General features: G+C 69.6%; 9 protein-coding genes and 5 pseudogenes. 6 read left to right on the forward strand and 8 right to left on the reverse strand.

Going from position 1 to position 17,121, the window contains the following annotated elements:
- Positions 1-10 precede the first annotated feature (10 nt).
- A pseudogene (locus tag ACIBJB_RS32340) lies at positions 11-211 on the forward strand (hypothetical protein); the annotation flags it as partial.
- A gap of 715 nt (positions 212-926) precedes the next feature.
- Here ACIBJB_RS32340 and ACIBJB_RS32345 read toward each other — a convergent pair.
- Together ACIBJB_RS32345 and ACIBJB_RS32350 are read right to left on the reverse strand one after the other, a co-directional pair.
- A complete protein-coding gene (locus ACIBJB_RS32345) occupies positions 927-2,639 on the reverse strand; it encodes an LPXTG cell wall anchor domain-containing protein (protein WP_398935830.1) in 1,713 nt (570 codons plus the stop codon).
- A 451-nt stretch (positions 2,640-3,090) separates the two neighbouring features.
- A pseudogene (locus ACIBJB_RS32350) lies at positions 3,091-3,271 on the reverse strand (RNA polymerase subunit sigma-24); the annotation flags it as partial.
- Between the two features lie 388 nt (positions 3,272-3,659).
- Here ACIBJB_RS32350 and ACIBJB_RS32355 point away from each other — a divergent pair.
- Positions 3,660-5,093, forward strand: a complete 1,434-nt coding sequence (locus ACIBJB_RS32355; RefSeq protein ID WP_398935832.1) for a non-reducing end alpha-L-arabinofuranosidase family hydrolase — start codon at positions 3,660-3,662, stop codon at positions 5,091-5,093.
- 224 nt (positions 5,094-5,317) lie between these two features.
- On the opposite strand, the gene ACIBJB_RS32360 is transcribed toward ACIBJB_RS32355, so the two are convergent.
- A complete protein-coding gene (locus ACIBJB_RS32360; protein ID WP_398935834.1) occupies positions 5,318-5,647 on the reverse strand; it encodes a hypothetical protein in 330 nt (109 codons plus the stop codon).
- Positions 5,648-5,765: 118 nt separating this feature from the next.
- Between ACIBJB_RS32360 and ACIBJB_RS32365 the strand changes: the two genes are divergently transcribed.
- Positions 5,766-5,966 (forward strand): LysR family transcriptional regulator, encoded by a 201-nt coding sequence (locus tag ACIBJB_RS32365; RefSeq protein WP_398935836.1) that lies wholly within the window; start codon positions 5,766-5,768, stop codon positions 5,964-5,966.
- 116 nt (positions 5,967-6,082) lie between these two features.
- On the opposite strand, the pseudogene ACIBJB_RS32370 reads toward ACIBJB_RS32365, so the two are convergent.
- Positions 6,083-6,559 (reverse strand): annotated as a pseudogene (locus ACIBJB_RS32370) (SDR family NAD(P)-dependent oxidoreductase); the annotation flags it as partial.
- A gap of 459 nt (positions 6,560-7,018) precedes the next feature.
- Here ACIBJB_RS32370 and ACIBJB_RS32375 point away from each other — a divergent pair.
- The gene (locus tag ACIBJB_RS32375; protein WP_398935838.1) at positions 7,019-9,181 is read left to right on the forward strand and encodes a SpoIIE family protein phosphatase; all 2,163 of its coding nucleotides are present in this window, start codon (positions 7,019-7,021) and stop codon (positions 9,179-9,181) included.
- A gap of 163 nt (positions 9,182-9,344) precedes the next feature.
- Here ACIBJB_RS32375 and ACIBJB_RS32380 read toward each other — a convergent pair whose 3' ends face one another.
- The 3 genes from ACIBJB_RS32380 to ACIBJB_RS32390 form a co-directional block, all read right to left on the reverse strand.
- Positions 9,345-10,529, reverse strand: coding sequence for a type III polyketide synthase (locus ACIBJB_RS32380; protein ID WP_398935840.1), 1,185 nt, complete (start codon positions 10,527-10,529; stop codon positions 9,345-9,347).
- A 901-nt stretch (positions 10,530-11,430) separates the two neighbouring features.
- Positions 11,431-12,219: a hypothetical protein gene (locus ACIBJB_RS32385; RefSeq protein WP_398935842.1), complete on the reverse strand. Its 789-nt coding sequence runs from the start codon at positions 12,217-12,219 to the stop codon at positions 11,431-11,433.
- Positions 12,216-13,850, reverse strand: coding sequence for a protein kinase (locus tag ACIBJB_RS32390; protein ID WP_398935844.1), 1,635 nt, complete (start codon positions 13,848-13,850; stop codon positions 12,216-12,218). The genes ACIBJB_RS32385 and ACIBJB_RS32390 overlap by 4 nt, the downstream gene beginning before the upstream one ends.
- A 490-nt stretch (positions 13,851-14,340) precedes the next feature.
- Here ACIBJB_RS32390 and ACIBJB_RS32395 point away from each other — a divergent pair.
- Both ACIBJB_RS32395 and ACIBJB_RS32400 read left to right on the forward strand, forming a co-directional pair.
- A pseudogene (locus tag ACIBJB_RS32395) lies at positions 14,341-14,484 on the forward strand (IS30 family transposase); the annotation flags it as partial.
- Positions 14,485-14,677: 193 nt separating this feature from the next.
- Positions 14,678-15,910 (forward strand): annotated as a pseudogene (locus ACIBJB_RS32400) (RNA-guided endonuclease InsQ/TnpB family protein).
- A gap of 376 nt (positions 15,911-16,286) precedes the next feature.
- Here the strand turns inward: ACIBJB_RS32400 and ACIBJB_RS32405 are convergent.
- On the reverse strand, positions 16,287-17,030 hold the full coding sequence (locus ACIBJB_RS32405; RefSeq protein ID WP_398935846.1) for a FadR/GntR family transcriptional regulator: 744 nt from the start codon (positions 17,028-17,030) through the stop codon (positions 16,287-16,289).
- Positions 17,031-17,121: the final 91 nt, after the last annotated feature.

Genomic DNA, 17,121 nt, shown 5'->3' on the forward strand with positions numbered 1-17,121 from the left:
GGTTTCTCCCGTGGGTTCTGCCTTCCTACCCGACACCAACCGGCCGCCGTTCAGCGATACCGCTCTCCCGCCGGTGAAGCGCGTCGACGACCTGCTGCAACGGCTCACGCTCGACGAGAGGATCGCTCTGCTGCACCATGACGCGCCACCTGTCGAGCGCTTGGGCGTCGCCTCCTTCCGGACCGGAACGGAGGCGCTGCACGGCGTGGCCAGCGAACAGCGCCTTGGCCTCCGGCCCGGACGGCGGAATCCGAAGTGCCGCATCCTTCGCGCCGCGCGGCCGGATCATCTCGTCGATCGGGCACTCGATCACCCGACCGGTCATCCGGTGGATCTCGGCCTTGTGCCGCAGCTCCAGGAACAGGAAGTACGTGGTCAGCGCCTGAGAGCGCCCCAGCCGGGTGCCGCTCGGCGAAGCCCGCAGCATCTACCCGAAGTACGCGTCGGCATCAGGCGGCTCCATCTCCCACAGCGGCCGACCGAACCAGGACCGCATCTGCTCCCGTGCCCGACGTCGCCGCGGATCGTGCCGTCCGCCAGCCCCGCCGAGGCCCGAGCCACCACGAACCCCGCCAGCACGTCGGTCTCGAACTGCTCCAGCTCCTCGGCCGTGGCCGGCGGCCGGACATCGCGCAGGTTCCGTACGACAGCCAGCGCCAACCCGAGCCCTCACCTTCACCATGACCGTCGACCGGTCATTCACAGTGAGAACGCTTCAGGAATCCCGACGTTACGTCAGAGCGCGAAACGTCACCAGAGAGAGGGCGAAACCCCTGGCCACGAGGTTGGGGACTCCGCGGGGCTCAGTAGAATGCACGGAATGTCGCACATTCCTGACCGCCGACGCCGGCGCGGAGGCCGACGGCCCGGCGCGTACGCCACGGGTGGGTGGCGTTGCTGCCGGGCCGTCAGTCACTCACGCGGTCTCACTTCCCGTGCAAAGCCCTGCGGCGACGTCCGCGAAGCACCAGCACGCCGCCGGCAGCGATGACCAGAAGGCCACCGAGGGCGCTGTACGTGACAGCGTTGCTCACCCCGGTGGAAGCCAGGTCGCCGGACGTGCTGCCCGGGGTCGGCTGGCCGACGGGTGCGCCGATCTCCCCCTGCGCACGGGTGCCGGTAGTGCCGGGGGCGGAGACAACCGGCGTGGCGGCGGTCGGTGTGGCGGCGGGCGTCGGCTTGTCAGCGCCGGCGGTACCCGACGCGGGCTTCAGCTGAAGAGTCGTGATCGAGTACGGCGGCAGCGTCTGTGCGACCGCCGAGCCCCGCTTCGCCGTAGTCAGGGCGGTGCCTCCCTTGGCGTACGAAACGGTCGTGACCGCCCCTGCGGCCGGGGTGAATCCGGCGTACGAGAGCGACACCTGCGCCGCGTTCTGCGGGCTCTTGTTGGTCAGCATGACGTTCAGACCGCCGGTGCTGTTCCGCACCGCGTGCACAGTGACCGAAGAGTTGCCCGAGGACGACTTGACCATGGTGTCGCCAGGCTTCGCCAGTGCGGTCAGCGAGCGGATGCCCCAGTAGGTGGGGAAGGTTGTGTCGCGCGTCGGTTGGCACTTCCCCCCGGCGCAGGTTCCCGCGGAGAGAATGCCCCCGTCCTGGTAGTCGGTCTGGCCGTTGACGGTGGTGGGTGCTTGGTCCGTGCCGTTGTGCAGGTTCCACCAGTCCACGTGGGTGGCACCCTGCTCGAACCAGGTCATGTAGGTGTCCGGCGCAAACAGGGCTGCGGCCTGGCTGGTCAAGGCGGGCGAGAAGGCGGCGTCGGTCTCGGTGACCGCGATCTCCACCGAAGCGGCGCGCGAGCCTGTGTACTTGGCGATCAGCGAGCGCAGCGAGGACCTGACACCGGCGATCCGGGAGGGGGTGTTCAGCAGGTCGGCCGTGGTGGTGCCGCCCGGATACCAGTGGACGATGACGAAGTCTATCGAGCGTCCCGCGATGGAGAGCACCGTGTTGTTCCAGTCGGCGGTGTCACCGGGAGCCTTTTCCGCGTCTGGCCAGAAGCCGGGGGTGGTGAGCACCGCTCCGATCTTCACCTTCGGGTCCACGGCCTTCATCGCCTTCGCGTAGGCGACGAGGTTCTTCCCGTACTCCTTCGGGCTCTTGTCGGCGTGCGTGTCGGTTTCCCAGCCCTTGCCGTTGCTGTAGTGCCCGTTGCCGTAGACCTCGTTGCCGATCTCCCAGTACTTCACGCCGTAACCTTTGTCGACGTTGGCGTACTTGACCCAGTCGGCGGCCTCCCGGGGGGTGCCGGAACCGTAGTTCGCGGTCAGGATCGGCTGGGCGCCGACCTTCTTCGCGGTGGCCATGAAGTGGTCGAAGTCGGTGTTGGGTACGATCCAGCCGCCGTTGCCCATGGTGTGGGTCTTCCAGTGGAAGTCGTCCGCGCCGGAGCCGCCGGGATAGCGAAGCTGCCGAACTCCTGCGGCCTTCATCAGCGATGTCACCTTGGCGTCCCCCATGCGGTCGTCGCCGACGCCCGTGTTGAGGCCGGCGCCACTGCTGGGCACCGTGCCCAAGGAGGTACCGGCATCCACACGGATGCCGACGGTCGACGCGGCGTCCGCGCTGGACGCCAGGGCGCCGACACCGGCCGAGGCGGCGAGCACCGCCACCGCCCCCGCGACAAAGCGGAGGCGCATCCGGCTACGGCGGGGCGTGCGACCCCGAGGCATCGGCTGCTCGGCGGATCTCGGGTTGTCTGGTGACACGTAATGCTCCGATCAGGTGCTGACACAGAGTGCGTAGCGCCGCTGACCACGGCTCGCCCTCGTCGGTACACCCCTAAGTGGCCACTCAGAGCGGAAAGGTTGCCCTTTCAATCGCTTTTCGCCGAGACGCTGTCGCACCGTCTCACCGGACCCCGTGACCCGGTGACCCGCCCGGGCTCGCTTTCCACCTCGACGGCGCGAACCATCACATGTCTCCGGCCGCACACCGCCCCGCGGTGACCGAGCGGCTGAAACCGCACAGGAAGCACAGGAAAAGACAGACGGCGGCCGCCCCCACCGCGACGGGCGACGGCGCGGCCCAGGCCGCACTGGCCGGCCGGAGCGTGGTGACCGGCGCACCCGACGACCCGGCCACGCCGCATCACCACGCCCATGACAACACCCTTGGCAGGCGAGCGTTGAGCCGGGGGGCCTGGCGTCAGGTGGTCGCGCTCGGCGAGGCCGGGTGCCTTGTGGGCCGCCTCGGCGTACAGCCGAGCCGCCGTCGCCAGGTCGCCGGCGCGCTCGTGGAGGTACGCCGCCACCGCGGCATGGCGGGGCATGGGGCATCCCCTGCTCGAAGAACTTGGGGAGGAGTCACCGGGAAACGTCGCGGTTTGTGAGGACGCGCAGGGACCTGCCCAGGGCGGTCGCCCACGTCGGGTCGGCGCGGACCTTACCGAACCCCCGTGCGCACCGCTACCTGCTCCTCACACCAAAAGCCCGTACGACCACGGGACTTGAAGCCGCCTGGTTTAAGCCTGCGAACGTTTCTGCCCCCGGATTGAGCGAGAAGCATTGACGCCATTCATGGGATGTCTAGCATTTTTCTCGATCGACACTTCGACCCTTGTTCGGTATACCGCACAGCCGGGTCGTATCACACCGCCAATCCGGACAGCCTCTGACAGGGAAGACCGGAGTCGCTTGCTCAAGGATGACGAGGTCCTTATGCGCAGACGTAGTTTCAGCCGCAGAAATCCGTCGGCGATGGTCGCCGCCGCGGTCACGGCCCTGACCGCGCTGGCAGCACTGCTCGTCGCCAGCCCGGCTCAGGCGGCCACCACCAGCGACGTGCGCGGCGTTGATTCCGGCCGGTGTCTCGATGTGGCAGGCGTCAGCCAGACCGACGGCGCGAACGTGCACATCTGGGACTGCCACAGTGGAATCAACCAGCAGTGGACGTCGACGGACAGCAACCAGCTGACCGTGTACGGCAACAAGTGCCTGGATGTCCGGGGCGGCGCCACCACTCCCGGGACCCCGGTACAGATCTGGACGTGCAACGGCAGTGACAACCAGCAGTGGCGGGTGAACTCCGACGGCACGATCGTCGGCGTGCGGTCCGGACTGTGCCTGGACGTCGCGGGCTGGGGCAAGGCCAACGGCACGGGGGTGCAGCTCTGGTCGTGCCACGGCGGCACCAACCAGAAGTGGACCGGCCTGTCCGGAGCGAACAACGCGTGTGCTCTTCCGTCGATCTACCACTGGACATCGACCGGCCCGCTGGCGCAGCCGAAGGCGGGGTGGGCCTCGCTCAAGGACTTCACCAGCGTCGTCTACAACGGCAAGCACGTCATCTATGCCACAACGCACAACACCCTCGCCGGTAACGATGGGCGCTGGGGATTGACGACCTTCAGCCCCTTCACGAACTGGTCCGACATGGCCGCCGCCACCCAGAACACGATCCCCTTCGACGGCATCGCGCCGACGTTGTTCTACTTCGCCCCGAAGAACCTCTGGGTGCTCGCCTACAACGGGGCTTGGCCATACAGCTTCGGCTACCGCACATCGAGCGACCCCACCAACCCCAACGGCTGGTCCGCGCAGCAGGAACTGTTCACGGGCACCCTGCCGAAGGGCGGCCCTCTCGACGTGACCCTCATCGGCGACGACACGAACATGTACATGTTCTTCGCCGACGATGAGGGCGGCATCTGGCGCGCCAGCATGCCCATCGGCAACTTCCCTGGCACCTTCGGTTCTTTCACGAAGATCATGAGCGACACGCCGCTCAACCTGTTCGAGGCGGTTGAGGTCTACAAGGTCCGGGGCCAGAACCAGTACCTGATGATCGTCGAGGCCCAGAATTACACAGGGTACGGTCGCTACTTCCGCTCGTTCACGGCCACCAGCCTCGACGGCACCTGGACACCGCAGGCCGACACCGTGACCAACCCGTTCGCCGGCAAGGCCAACAGCGGCGCGACCTGGACCAACGACATCAGCCACGGCGATCTGGTTCGCACCAACCCCGACCAGACCAAGACCATTGACCCCTGCAACCTCCAGTTCCTCTACCAGGGGCGCGACCCCAGCACCGACGGCATGGACTACGGCCTCCTGCCGTACCGGCCGGGTGTGCTGACACTGCAGCGCTAGCCGGTGGCGTGACACAAGTCCGGCTCCGGTGTTCCTGACGTTCGCGGGCAACGACGTGCGCCGAGCCGGGTGAGCATCACAGCGAGCGATCAGGAACGGGTGGAGTTGGAGCGGAGGGCTTGGTGCAAGGCCGAGCCCGCCCGTGCACGCGGAGAACCCGGATGGTGGCGGCCTCGCCCTGGTCGGTTGGTCGGGTGAGCCGGGGTCGCCAGCGTCCGAGGTGATCACTGGGCGGCGTGATCGTCCGGCTGGTTGATCCACACGCTGGCGGGGACGATCGGCGGGGCGGGTGGCTTGTTGACGAACCGTTCGAGGTCGCGCTGGTAGACGGCGGTCATAACGTCGGCGCGGACGGCGACCATCCAGACGACGGTGTAGCGGCTGTAGATGTCGATGATCGAGTACAGGTGGTACAAGACCCGTTTGACCGGTCCGCGCAGCCGCGTTGCGTCCCGGGACCGGATCTCGTCCGGGCGGGTGGCCGGCAGTTCCGGTTCGGCGTGCGTTGGGTGGACGGCGTGGCGGCGACGCTTGGCGGAGTCGGGCAAGGGCAAGCCGAGGCGTTACGCGAGAGTTTCGAAGCACCACCGGTTCGGTGTCCAGCATCAAACCGAGATCTGTCCATGCGATGAACGCATCAATCAACGCGGGCGAGCCCTACACTCGTCGGCCATGGAGGCCACCGCCTTGCGACAACTGACGGCGTACACGGCCGTCGCCCTGGCCGCGAGCTTCACCACGGCCGCCGCGGAGATGCACGTCTCCCAGTCCTCGCTCAGCCGCCCCGTCGCAGACGCCTCCAGCAGCGCCTGCCGGTGGGCTGACCGGCGGTGCACCGTGATCCTGGTCAGCCCCGCTTCTTCGGCGATCTGACGCCGGACTACGTCGGCGAGAACGTGCGGGGCTTCTTCACCAACAGTCCGAGGATGTGCACCGGCTCCGCCTCGCACCCGCCGACCACGACCTGCTCTGGCAACGCCTGACCACGGCAGTCCGGCGTTGTTCACCACCGCCCACACGCCGCCACCCGTCATCCGGGCGACCTCTCCCATCGCCTCAACACAGGAAGACGGCTCAGCGACATCCACCACCACAGTGCGCAGCCACCGCCCGCGCGCCCCGGCGGCAGCGACCAGGCCGTCCTCCTTCTGCTGGCTGCGCGCTGTACCGATCACATCAAAACCGGCACCCGCCAATCGCAAGACTGTCGCCACACCAATGCCACCGGTTGCACCCGTCACCAGCACGCTCCGCCGAACCGGCCGCCCCACACCGAGGAATCCACCGCCACCCCTGCCCCACTCGACTGCGCGATTGAACAGGTCGCGCCTGGTGCGCGGCCGCACGGTGAGCAACGAGCCGGAAGAAGCACAGGTGTGGCCCCTTGCGAACCGGCTTCGGCTGAACCGCCTGCGGCACCCGAACGGGTCGCCCGGTCGCAGCAGCCTTTGCCATACCGGGAGCACAGTCGGCGACGTCTACTTCTCGGCACGCGGCAGTTCCCTCCGAACGGGAACCAGACGTGCGGAGGCGTGGTCTGCTCGGGGCTGGCGTCCTAAGGAAAGCAGACAGTTTACTGCCGCGCGTCGGCGGCCGGGCGCCGGCGCTCCATCCCCGAAACCCTCTACGACGACCGCGGACTGGCCTCGACATCCGCCCGCCCCGCACCGAGGGTGCGCAGCCTCCATGCGACACGGCTTCGACGACGTGCAGAGCGGCGACGACCATGGAACGACTGCGAGGGAACCGGCCGTCGACTGGTCGTCGGCTGCCACCGCGTCACCGTGCGGCCCGCTGGTGTGGGCGAAGCGGCCCCGGGTGTTATTGAATGAGGTTTGCGGTCAAGGATCCCGGGACTCTGTCGCCCGGGTTCTGGTACGGCTCCGACGTGGTGCCGGGGTCGGCGAGCGAGCTGAGAGAGCCGCATGGACTCCACCCCACCCCCCTCGTCTGCGTCACCGTTCGACATGGTCAGCAGCGCTTTGGGGCAGTACATGCCAGTCGACGGAGCGGCAGCGGCCGCCGGTTCCGCCGACCCGCAGGGGGACGACGCCACCCGTCGGGACGTATCCGACAACCCGACCCCCGCCGGTCAGGAGCAAATCCTCGGCGCGGTCAATCTGGACCGGGATCTGAGAATCACCCGCTGCAATCTGGACGCCCCGGTCTTCGCGGGGGTGGAGGCCGTGGCCGGGAACCCTTTCGTCGATCTCCTGCCTCCCTCGGACGTACCGACGGTCACCAGGCGCCTGCGGCAGGTCCTCGAGACCGGTGAGCCGCACGTCGCCCGGGTCCAGCGCCTGCGACGCGGCGACGGGTCGGAGCTGGTGGTCTCGATGAGCATCCTGGCCGCCGCGGCGCCTCAGGAGGGCCTGACCGTCTCACTGATCGCCATGGCCAGGAGGCTGCACCTGTACGCCGCCGAGACCGCGATCGGCACTTCGTTGGACATCGGCGAGACCGCGCAGTCGCTGGCGGAGTCCCTGCTGGCCTGGGGTGACGTGACCGCCATCGACCTCGACTTCGCCGTGTGGACGGGTGAGGCGGTCACCGAGCAGGCGCAGGGGCGCCTCCGGCTGCGGCGGGCGGCCCTGGTGCCGGACCGGGCGTGGCCCGACGGCTACGTGACCCCGGGCAACGATCTTCCCGGCGATGCGAGTCGACTGCTGTCGCAGGCCACACGGCGTGACGATGCCGCGCAGGCCATCGTCATACCCGACCGAAAAGCGATCGAACGGGTGCTCGACAGTCCTCGGCTGGTACGTGCCCTGGTGCCCGGCGACCAGGCGGCGGCCGTGGTGTGCATACCGCTGGTCCTGGACGGCACGCCGCCCGTCGTCCTGGGTGTCGCGGAGGTCTGGCGGCGGGCGGACCGCCCCTTCGCGGACAGTGAGCTCTTCGACCTGCAGGAACTGGTGGCCAGGACCTCCCACCACGTGGACCTGGCCCGTCAGCACCAGCGCGAGCACACACAGGTACTGGCCTTGCAGCGCCGACTGCTGCCACGGTCCGGCGGCGACACCATCCAGACGGCCAGCGTCTACCAGCCCGCCACCCCCGACAGCGCGGGTGTCGGCGGCGACTGGGTGAACAGCTTTCCGCTGCCGGACGGCCGTACCGCGCTGATGGTCGGAGACGTCGTCGGGCACGGGCTGGGTGCCGCGGCGACCATGGGGCAGCTGAGCATGGAGGCCCGCGCGCTGCTGTCAGCGGGGCTGGCGCCCGACGAGGTGCTGGAGCACCTGGACGAGACCGTGTCGCTGCTGGACGACGCGGATTCCGGGCTGGCGGCCGGTTACAGCGCCCTCGGGTCGACCTGCTGCATCGCCGTGTACGATCCGGTCAGCCACCACGTGGCGGTGGCCAGCGCCGGCCACCTCCCCCCGGTCCTGGTACTCCTGGACGGACCTGCCGGCCCGGTCGCGATACGCCCCCACCCCGGACTGGGCGCCGAGTTCGCGCTGCGGGAGCCGTACGACGTGCACGCGTTCTGTGCGCCCCCGGGCTCGCTGCTCGCCCTCTACACCGACGGCCTGGTGGAGGATCCCGCCCTGTCGATCGACGAGGGCATCGACAGGCTGACGGACGCTGTGTCCTCGGTGCACCCGTGGGACGCCCTGGACCAGGCCGCACGGCGCGTGGTCTCGGCGGTCGCGCCGACGCGTCGGCGCGACGACGTGACTCTGCTGATCGCCCGCATGATCGGTTACCGCAAGGAGGACACCGCGACGTGGCGTCTACCCGCCCGCGGCGACGCGGCCGCCCGGGCCCGCACACTGGTCTCCGAGCTGCTGGGGCAGTGGAGCGCCAGAGAGCACACCAGGGACAGCGTGCTGCTGGTGGTCGACGAACTGGTCGCCAACGCGGTCCGCTTCGCCGGCGGACCCATCACCGTACGGCTGATCAGGACCGGCCACGGGCTGCTGTGCGAGGTGGGCGACACCGGCAACGGCAGGCCGCGGCTGGGCCCGGGCGGGCTCCTCGACGACGCCGGCCGTGGCCTGCACGTAGTGCATGGGCTCACCACCCGGTGGGGGGTGCGGTGGACGGACACCGGGAAGGTGGTCTGGGCTTCGGTCGAGCGGTGACGGTGTGTCGGCTCGGCGGTGATGAGGCGTCAGCGGGCTGGTGGCGAGGCTCCGGCCGGGTGGTGACGGAGCTCCGGCCGGGTGGTGACGGGGCGCTGGCCGGGCGGCGCGGGAGCTGCTCGTCAGGCGGCGGCACCGGCGTTACGAGGGGCGCGAGTCCGCACTACAGCCACTCCCCTTCCAGGGCGGTGGCAGTGAGGCCCGGGGCAGCCGCGTACAGGACGGCACGGCTGCCCGCCTTCTGCCCGGCGTCGTACGCCCTCCGCATGATGTCGAACACGGCGGCGCCTCCGCGGTTGCCGCTGGTGTAGCTGTCCCGGCTGTAGCGCAGGAGCCCCGACGGCCACCCGTCGGGCATCGTCTCCTCCATGTACTCCAGCACACGCGTCCCGCCGGGGTGGGCGAGCAGAACGTCGGGGTGCCAGGAGCCGGGGTCGTCCTGGTATCGGAGGCGCAACCACTCCCACATCGCGGTGACCGTCTCCTGCACGGCGCGCGGCCCGCGCCGGTCCATCACGAAGTGGGTGCCGTCCTCCCGTGTCTCCAGGCGGTGCAGGTCCTGGGTGCCGGGCAGAGTGTGGTGCCAGGCGGTGTCCAGACGCAGCGTCGACTCGGGCCTCGGGCGGCCCGTGACCACCGTGGCGACCGCAGTGTCCGCGAACAGCAGCCGGACGATCAGGGATTCCAGAGTGTCGTCCGCGGGCTGGTAGGTCGTGCTCAGTGCCTCCGCGATCACGACCAGGACCACCCGGTCGGGGTCCGCGGCCACGAGATCCGCCGCCAGCGCCAGGGAGCGGGTCCCGGCTATGCACGCCCACTGCGTGGCCGGCAGCAGCAGCACGTCGCGCCGGAGCGGGAGTCTGTTGGCGAGGGAGACGTCCAGCCCCGGCAGCGCCGGGGTGGTGGAGTGACTGGTGATCAGACAGTCGACGTCCGCGGCGTCCAGCCCGGCGACCTGCAGGGCCCCGCGCGCCGCACGCTCACCGTAGGACTGCACTGCCGACCAGGCCGGCGCAGTGCGTTCCTGGACGGTCTGCGGCGCGGGTATCGCCTCAAGGGCAGCGATCACGCGATCCACGTCCTGTTCGGTGAACCCGTCACCGGCCAGCGCCTCTCGGGCCGGCCCGATGCCGGCGGCCGGCAGGCCGCTTCCGCTGCCGGGCGCGACGGCGGCCTCCAACGGCAGCATCCAGCCACGGGTTTCGATGCCCGTACTGGCCGCGATGCCGTCGATCCGCGGCGCCCACGCCGCGTTCGGGTGCTGACCGCGCACTTCGTCCACAATCTGACTGGTCCGCACGGCGTGCTTGCCGTGTATCACGGCAGGCGGGCACAGGTAAGCGGGCATGATTGGCGCCTTTCTACAGAGAACGAGATGAATTGTCACGGGCGCTGTGCCATAGATCACTTGTGAGCTATTCACCCAAGTCCATGACAGTGCGCTCCGGTTAGGGACTCCATGTCCGTTTCGAGCATGGACGCCACAGGGGCGTTTGCGCTGTGATCTGGGCAACTTGGGAGGTTCTGCGATGCGTGACACGGCGCACACTGCTGCAGAGGGGCCGACGCGGTGCCGCGCCGGCCTGACATGCCACCGGTGGACCTCGCCATCGCCGCCACCGCGGCTCACCACGGCCTGGCTGTCCTCCACGACGAGGAGCCGGTGGGGTGCCGATCCGTAGGGTCCCACACCCCCTAGGCGCGATGTCCCGGGTCCTGAAACGCAGTTGCACGAGTTCGTCGAGCCCAGGGTGCCCCTGGTACGGAACGCGAGGAGCAGGGCGAGAAGTACGTCGAACTCATGGGCCGGGGAAGGGCCCCGACAGCGGTCGCGGTCCCAACCGGACCTGGGCGAGCCCGCCCGCGACCTGCCGGCCGACGACCACCGGCACGGGGCCGCGGCCAGAACCGGGCCGCCCGGTCCAGCTTCGGTCAGGCATGGCCGCAGGGACGTGACCCGTGCGAAGTCCGGGCCGTCGGCCTGGGGTTCGCATTGTGACGAGGATCGAACTCGCGCTCTCGGTTTCCGTGTCGGTGTGCCCGGGATGAGTGTGCGGTCTCCACTCGTGGAGTGCGCGCTCCGATCGGGCCACGTGCGGCCAGACTGAGGCCGTTGGACGCGCCGGGCGATCGAGTCCACACTCTGGCGGGAACCCGAGGACGCCCTGCGCTTCCAGGACATCGGGCAGAACGTCGCCTGCTCCGTCACTCGTGGAAGTGGCCGACACAGTGCCCGACGCCGACGGCCGTCAGGGGCATTCGTACGTGAGGTGGGTGGTGACCGTGCGGTGGCCGGGGGAGAGGATCCGCAGTTCGGCCCGAGCCGTGTAGTGACCCTTGCCCTGGAAGGTCCACAGCAGGTGCAGACGTGCCTGTCTCTGGCCCCGCACCACCACTTCGCTCAGGACGCCCGAGGCGGTGTCGTCACTCCGGGTCCAGCGGTAGGAGAGCGTGCCTGGTCGGCCGTTCGTGGCGACGAGGGCGACGATGTCCGCCGTGTCGTCGCATCCCAGAACCGTCGGCCGGGCCGTGACCTCCGCCGCACGCACCGCGACCGAAGGTCCGAGGCGCTGCCAGGCGAGGAAGGCGATGACGGCGATCAGCAGGAGCGCGGGCAGAGCGTGTCTTCGCAGACGTCGGCGCGGGGGCACGCCAGGCGGCGGCACCACGGGCAGCGTCCTGTGGGTTCGGTGCGCGACGGCGGCCGTCACCCCCGGGCCGAAGCGCAGCACGGTGCCTTCAGAACGGTCGGGCAGCGTTGGCGGCGTCGCCAGGATCTCCGTGGAGGGCTGCCCGACGAGAGTGGTGTCCGGCTCGGGCCTCTGGATCCAGTGGCTGGCCAACACCGTGGCGCTGTACTCGGCGTCGGCGGAGCGGGGTTCGTCGCTCGGGGCGTGTTCGTCGGTGGGGCCGAGGTGGAGGGTGGAAGTGTGGTCGTCGGCCGGGCCGAGCACCTGGGTTTCGTCGGCCGGGCCGAGCGCCTGGGTGGGTTCGCGGTCCTCGGCGAACGCGGGAGCGTGGTCGTTGTGAGCGCTCATCGGATGAGACACCGCCTGGTCTGAAGCTGCTGCGAGGCACCGCCGTCGGCGGAGGCCGGAGTGGTCGTGGCCTGCACCGCCCAGTAGCAGCCGGTCCCCTGGAAGGTGTGGTCGACGGTGAGCGTGTACTGGGTGGCGCCGCTGCGCTCGAACGTCTGGGACGCACCGTCCGGGGTGCCGAGCTCTCCCCCGGTGTCGCCCGTGAACCACGAGACGGTGATGGAGAGTGGCCCGGTGCCGTCCGAGGTGATGTCGATTGTGGCCGAGGCGGTCGCCACACCCGTCTGCTGGAAACCCGACACCGCGACGTCCTTGACGGCGGGAGCAGCCGGCGAGGTGGGAGAAGCGGTCGTCGGCGCCGCCTCGGTGGTCGCCCCGCCGGGCGTACTGGCCTCCGGGTCCGCAGCCGTGGTGCCGGACGCGGAGGGCTCGCCGGTGTCGGCGGTCGCCGGCTCCGAGGGCGACAGGCTGGGTGACACGGTGGACGTCGGGGCAGGCGGGGACGAGTTCGCCGACGCGGTCGGACCGGCGAGCCCTCCCGGCTCCACGCCGGGCTGGGCACTGGTGGTGGCCAGTGCCTGCGCCGCCTGTTGCGGATCCGCTCCCGGAGTGTGCTGGACGCCGTAGGACAGGACGACGGCCAGAAGCACGGCCGCACCGGCCAGCAGCATCCCCGCTCGGCCGGGACGCCACGACTGCGCCCAGCCGGGGCGCGGGCTCAGGACCGTAAGTGCCCTGTCCGTCGTGGTCCGCGGGGCGCTGCGGGCCGAGGGCAGCAGCAGCGGCAGCAGGGCCACCAGCGCGGCGAGCCGGCCGCGGCCGCGTTCCTCCCAGTCGGGCCCGTAGGCGGCGCCGGCCACCGCCTGGAGTTCAGCGACGAACTCCTCGGCGTGTGCGGGCCGTTCCCGCGGGTCCTTGGCCAGACCGCGCCGGACCAGTTCCCGCACCGCCTCGGGGGCCTCCTCCGCGGGGACGGGCGCGTCGACGTGCTGCAGCGCGAGTTCGGCGAGATTGTCACCCGCGTACGGCTTGTGGCCCGTCAGGCACTCGAAGAAGGTGGCCGTGGCCGCGTACACGTCGGCGGCGGGAGAGGCGGGCGCGCCGGTCCACTGCTCCGGGGCCATGTAGGCGGGGGTTCCCGCCGCGCCGACGCTGGTGCCGGCGTCCACCGCGATCCCGAAGTCGACGAGCTTGGACGATCCATCCGGCACGACCAGGACGTTCGCCGGCTTGTAGTCGCGGTGGACGACGCCGAGGCGGTGTGCGTCGGCCAGGCCGAGCAACGACCCCTTGAGGACCACGAGTGCGGCCTCGGGATCGAGCGGGCCCTCCCTGGTCAGCAGGGCCCGCAACGAGACACCGTCCACCAGCTCCATCACGATGGCGGCGCCGTCCGGGCTCTCGACGTACTCGTACAACCCAGTGACGTACGGGCTCTCCAGGCCGCCGAGCAGCCGCGCCTCCGCCCTGAACCCGCGTACGAAGCCCGGCCGGGTGCGCAACGACTCGCTGAGGTACTTCACCGCGACCGGAACGCCGGTCTCCTCGTGCACGGCAAGGACGACCCGCCCGCTTGCCCCCGATCCGAGCTCCATCGACTCGGTGTATCCGGGCACTGCCCATGTGTTCATTCCAGCCCCCCAAGGCCGCGCGTGCTGCCGGACACTCACCCGCCCCCGGGCTTCAGCCACGCACCCCAAGACACATTTCCAGCCACTTCGGTTGCGGTACGGCATCCGGTATCCCCGTTCCGCACACCGGCAGCCGGGACATCAGGGGGAAGCACTACTGGATAATGGCTCAGAACCTGTACAGATCGGCCCGGAACGCCGGTAACAGTCCGGCATACGGTCCGTGTTCCACACAGGTGCGCGGCCACCCAAGCCCGTTTCCTCCCCTTTCGCCACCGGTGCGATATGGATCAGGAGTGGCCGAAAAAGATCAGAGGATCAAGCGGGAGGCGCCACCGGTGAGGGCGCCGAGCCCACCGGTGAGCGCATCGCCCTGTTCGCCGCCTACGCAGGTGGGAACGCAGCATCCAGGAGTTCGGCCTCCACCACCGCAAACCCCTCCCCCACGACCGGCGACGCCGAGACCCGTCGCCCGGCGTCGGACCTCGACGGCACCAAGGAGAACACCAACAAGCTGCTCCAGCAGTACCTGCCCAAAGGCACAAACCTGTCGACGTTCAGCCAGGACGACCTTCACGCCATCGCGACGAAGCCCAACAACCGTCCCCGCACGTGCCTGGGACCCCGCACACCAGCCGATAGTCGAGGACGTCGCGGTGCGACACGACCACCGCAACCGGGGTATCGGCCCCCTGCTACCGGGAATCACTCACAGTGCCTCGGCCTTCAGGCCGGTGGTGAAGCGAATCTGATGGTGGCGACGCGGATCGTCGCGGATTCCTGTCCGGCGGAGCCGGACACTGACCCAAGTTTGTAGGGTGGCCGTCATGCAGCTCAGGTACTCCTTCCGTCTTACCCCGACGCCGGGTCAGCGCACCGCGCTGGCCCGTGCGTTCGGGTGTGCGCGGGTGGTGTAAAACGACGGGATCGCCGCCCGTGAGGCCGCCCGTGCGGCGGGAGGCAAGCCGCAGTCGATGACGGAGTTGTCGGCCGCTCTGATCACGAAGGCGAAGCGGACCCCGGAGCGGTCCTGGCAGGGCGAGGTCTCCGCGGTGGTGCTCCAGCAGTCCCTGCGGGACCTGGCCGCCGCGTACAACGCGTTCTTCGCGAGCCTGAAGGGTGAACGCAAAGGCCCCAAGGTCCGGCCGCCGGTCTTCAAGTCCCGTAAGGACAACCGGCAGTCGATCCGGTTCACGAAGAACGCCCGCTGGAAGATCACCGGCAAGGGGCGCCTCGCGCTGCCCGGGGTGGGAGAGGTGCCGGTGCGCTGGTCCCGTACCCTGCCCTCCACACCCTCCAGCGTCACCGTGATCAAAGATGCGGCCGGCCGGTACTTCGCCAGCTTCGTCATCGACACCGACCCGGCCGCCGACCTGGAAGGTGCCCCCGATGCCGCGGGCCTGCCCGCCGTCGGCATCGACCTGGGCCTGAAGCACTTCGCGATCCTGTCCGACGGCACGAAGATCTCCGCCCCGAAGTACCTTCGCCGGGCCGAGAAGAAGTTGAAGCGGGCACAGCGGGAGCTGTCCCGGAAACAGAAGGGGTCGAAGAACCGGGCCAAGGCCCGGCTGAAGGTCGCCCGCCTGCACGCCAAGGTCACCGACGCGCGCCGCGAATTCCACCACACCCTGTCCACCCGCATCGTCCGCGAAAACCAAGCGGTCGCCGTGGAGGACCTCGCGGTCAGTGGAATGGCCCGCGGACGACTGGCCAAGAGCGTGCACGACGCGGGCTGGTCCCAGTTCGTCAACATGATCCAGTACAAGAGCGAGCGGTACGGGCGAGCCTTCGTCAAGGTCGGCCGGTTCGAACCCACCACCCGCCGTTGCTCACACTGCGGTCATGTCGATGGCCCCAAGCCCTTGAACATCCGGGAGTGGGACTGCCCGGCCTGCGGCGCACATCTGGACCGGGACATCAACGCCGCAGTCAATGTGAAGGACGCCGCCGGACGGGTGGCGAAGGCCTGTGGAGCGAACGGAAGACCATGGCCGAAGGCCATGGCAGGGCGCCAAGAAGCAGGAAGCCAAGGAATCCATGCCGGAGCCCGCGCCGCGTAGCGGTGCAGCACCGGACCGGAAGGCCAGAATCCTCTCCCTTCAAGGAGAGGTTGCACGTCAATCCAGAACGCATTCCACGCCTCCTTCCACCAGCACGGTCGGCGGGCCTGCACCCTCGCGACGCACTCAGACACTGGCGCGTTGAACCTGTACCTGCGCGCCGGGATGACGGTCCGGCACAGTTACAACCCCGAGTCCGGGCAGACCCGTACCCGACCGTGTCGAAGAGACCTCGGTCGCAGCTGAAGGTGACCGCGTCCGTGTGCAGGGCGGCACCGGGACGGGTGTTCGCCGGTCACCGGCGGTCCCGGTTTCCGGCTCGGGTGAACGTGGGCCCGGTGGGCCGGGCGAAGATCTCGGGGCGTCGGCCGAGAGGTCATACGTCATCGCCCGGCAGTCCAGGTGACCGGGTGATCTCGTCTTCGGCGGCTTCGATGATCGCCAGCACTGCGGCCGCCGCAGCAGCAGGATCGCGGGCCGCGACGGCTTCCGCGACGGCGCGGTGACCCGGCAGAGAGGCTGCTACGGCGCCGGGAGTCTGGGTGCTGACGAGGAAGCTGTGCTCCAGCGCGATGTCGACGGCGCGGCCCAGTGAGCCGAGGAGCCGGTTGCCGCTGGCGTCGAGCAAGGCCCGGTGGAAGGCGATGTCTGCCTCGATGTAGCCGCTGCGGCCGGGTTCCGCCGCCGCGGCCTCCATGGCGGCCAGGGACTCGTACAGGGCTCGTATGTCGTCGGGACCGGCCCGTTGGGCGGCGAGCCGGGCCGCCTCGGGCTCGACGATCCGGCGCAGTTCACCCGTGTCACGCAGCAGAGCCGTGGCGTCCCCGGCCTGTTTCCAGCGAAGCACGTCACGGTCCAGGTGGTTCCAGTCCTCCGGAGCCAGCACGCGCGTGCCGGTGCGTGGGCGTACCCGCAGCATCCCCTTGGCCACCAGCGCCTTGACCGCTTCCCGCAACACACCGCGGCTGACGCCGATCTCGGCCGCGAGCGCGTCCTCCACCGGCAACGGCTCCCCCGGCTTCCACGCCCCACCTACGACGCGCCGCCCGAGTTCGTCGACCACGCGCTGGTGCAGGGTCCGGAAGTGCACCACGATCTCTGCTCGCCCCCTGGACGCCATTCATCGAATCATTTAATGATTGAGTTCCAGGGTACGGCCTGCGGGCCCTCGCCCGACAAGGCCCCATCGCGAAGCGCACGACGCCAGAGCC

The sequence above is a fragment of the Streptomyces sp. NPDC050759 genome (genome assembly GCF_044456945.1).
Taxonomy (GTDB): Bacteria; Actinomycetota; Actinomycetes; order Streptomycetales; family Streptomycetaceae; genus Streptomyces.

Excerpts from the sequence above, each read along its gene's own strand:
- ACIBJB_RS32390 (WP_398935844.1), bottom strand. The coding sequence starts at position 13,850 with ATGAACACATGGGCAGTGCCCGGATACACCGAGTCGATGGAGCTCGGA.
- ACIBJB_RS32405 (WP_398935846.1), bottom strand. The coding sequence starts at position 17,030 with ATGGCGTCCAGGGGGCGAGCAGAGATCGTGGTGCACTTCCGGACCCTG.
- ACIBJB_RS32375 (WP_398935838.1), top strand. The coding sequence starts at position 7,019 with ATGGACTCCACCCCACCCCCCTCGTCTGCGTCACCGTTCGACATGGTC.
- ACIBJB_RS32365 (WP_398935836.1), top strand. The coding sequence starts at position 5,766 with ATGGAGGCCACCGCCTTGCGACAACTGACGGCGTACACGGCCGTCGCC.
- ACIBJB_RS32385 (WP_398935842.1), bottom strand. The coding sequence starts at position 12,219 with ATGAGCGCTCACAACGACCACGCTCCCGCGTTCGCCGAGGACCGCGAA.
- ACIBJB_RS32345 (WP_398935830.1), bottom strand. The coding sequence starts at position 2,639 with ATGCGCCTCCGCTTTGTCGCGGGGGCGGTGGCGGTGCTCGCCGCCTCG.
- ACIBJB_RS32355 (WP_398935832.1), top strand. The coding sequence starts at position 3,660 with ATGCGCAGACGTAGTTTCAGCCGCAGAAATCCGTCGGCGATGGTCGCC.
- ACIBJB_RS32380 (WP_398935840.1), bottom strand. The coding sequence starts at position 10,529 with ATGCCCGCTTACCTGTGCCCGCCTGCCGTGATACACGGCAAGCACGCC.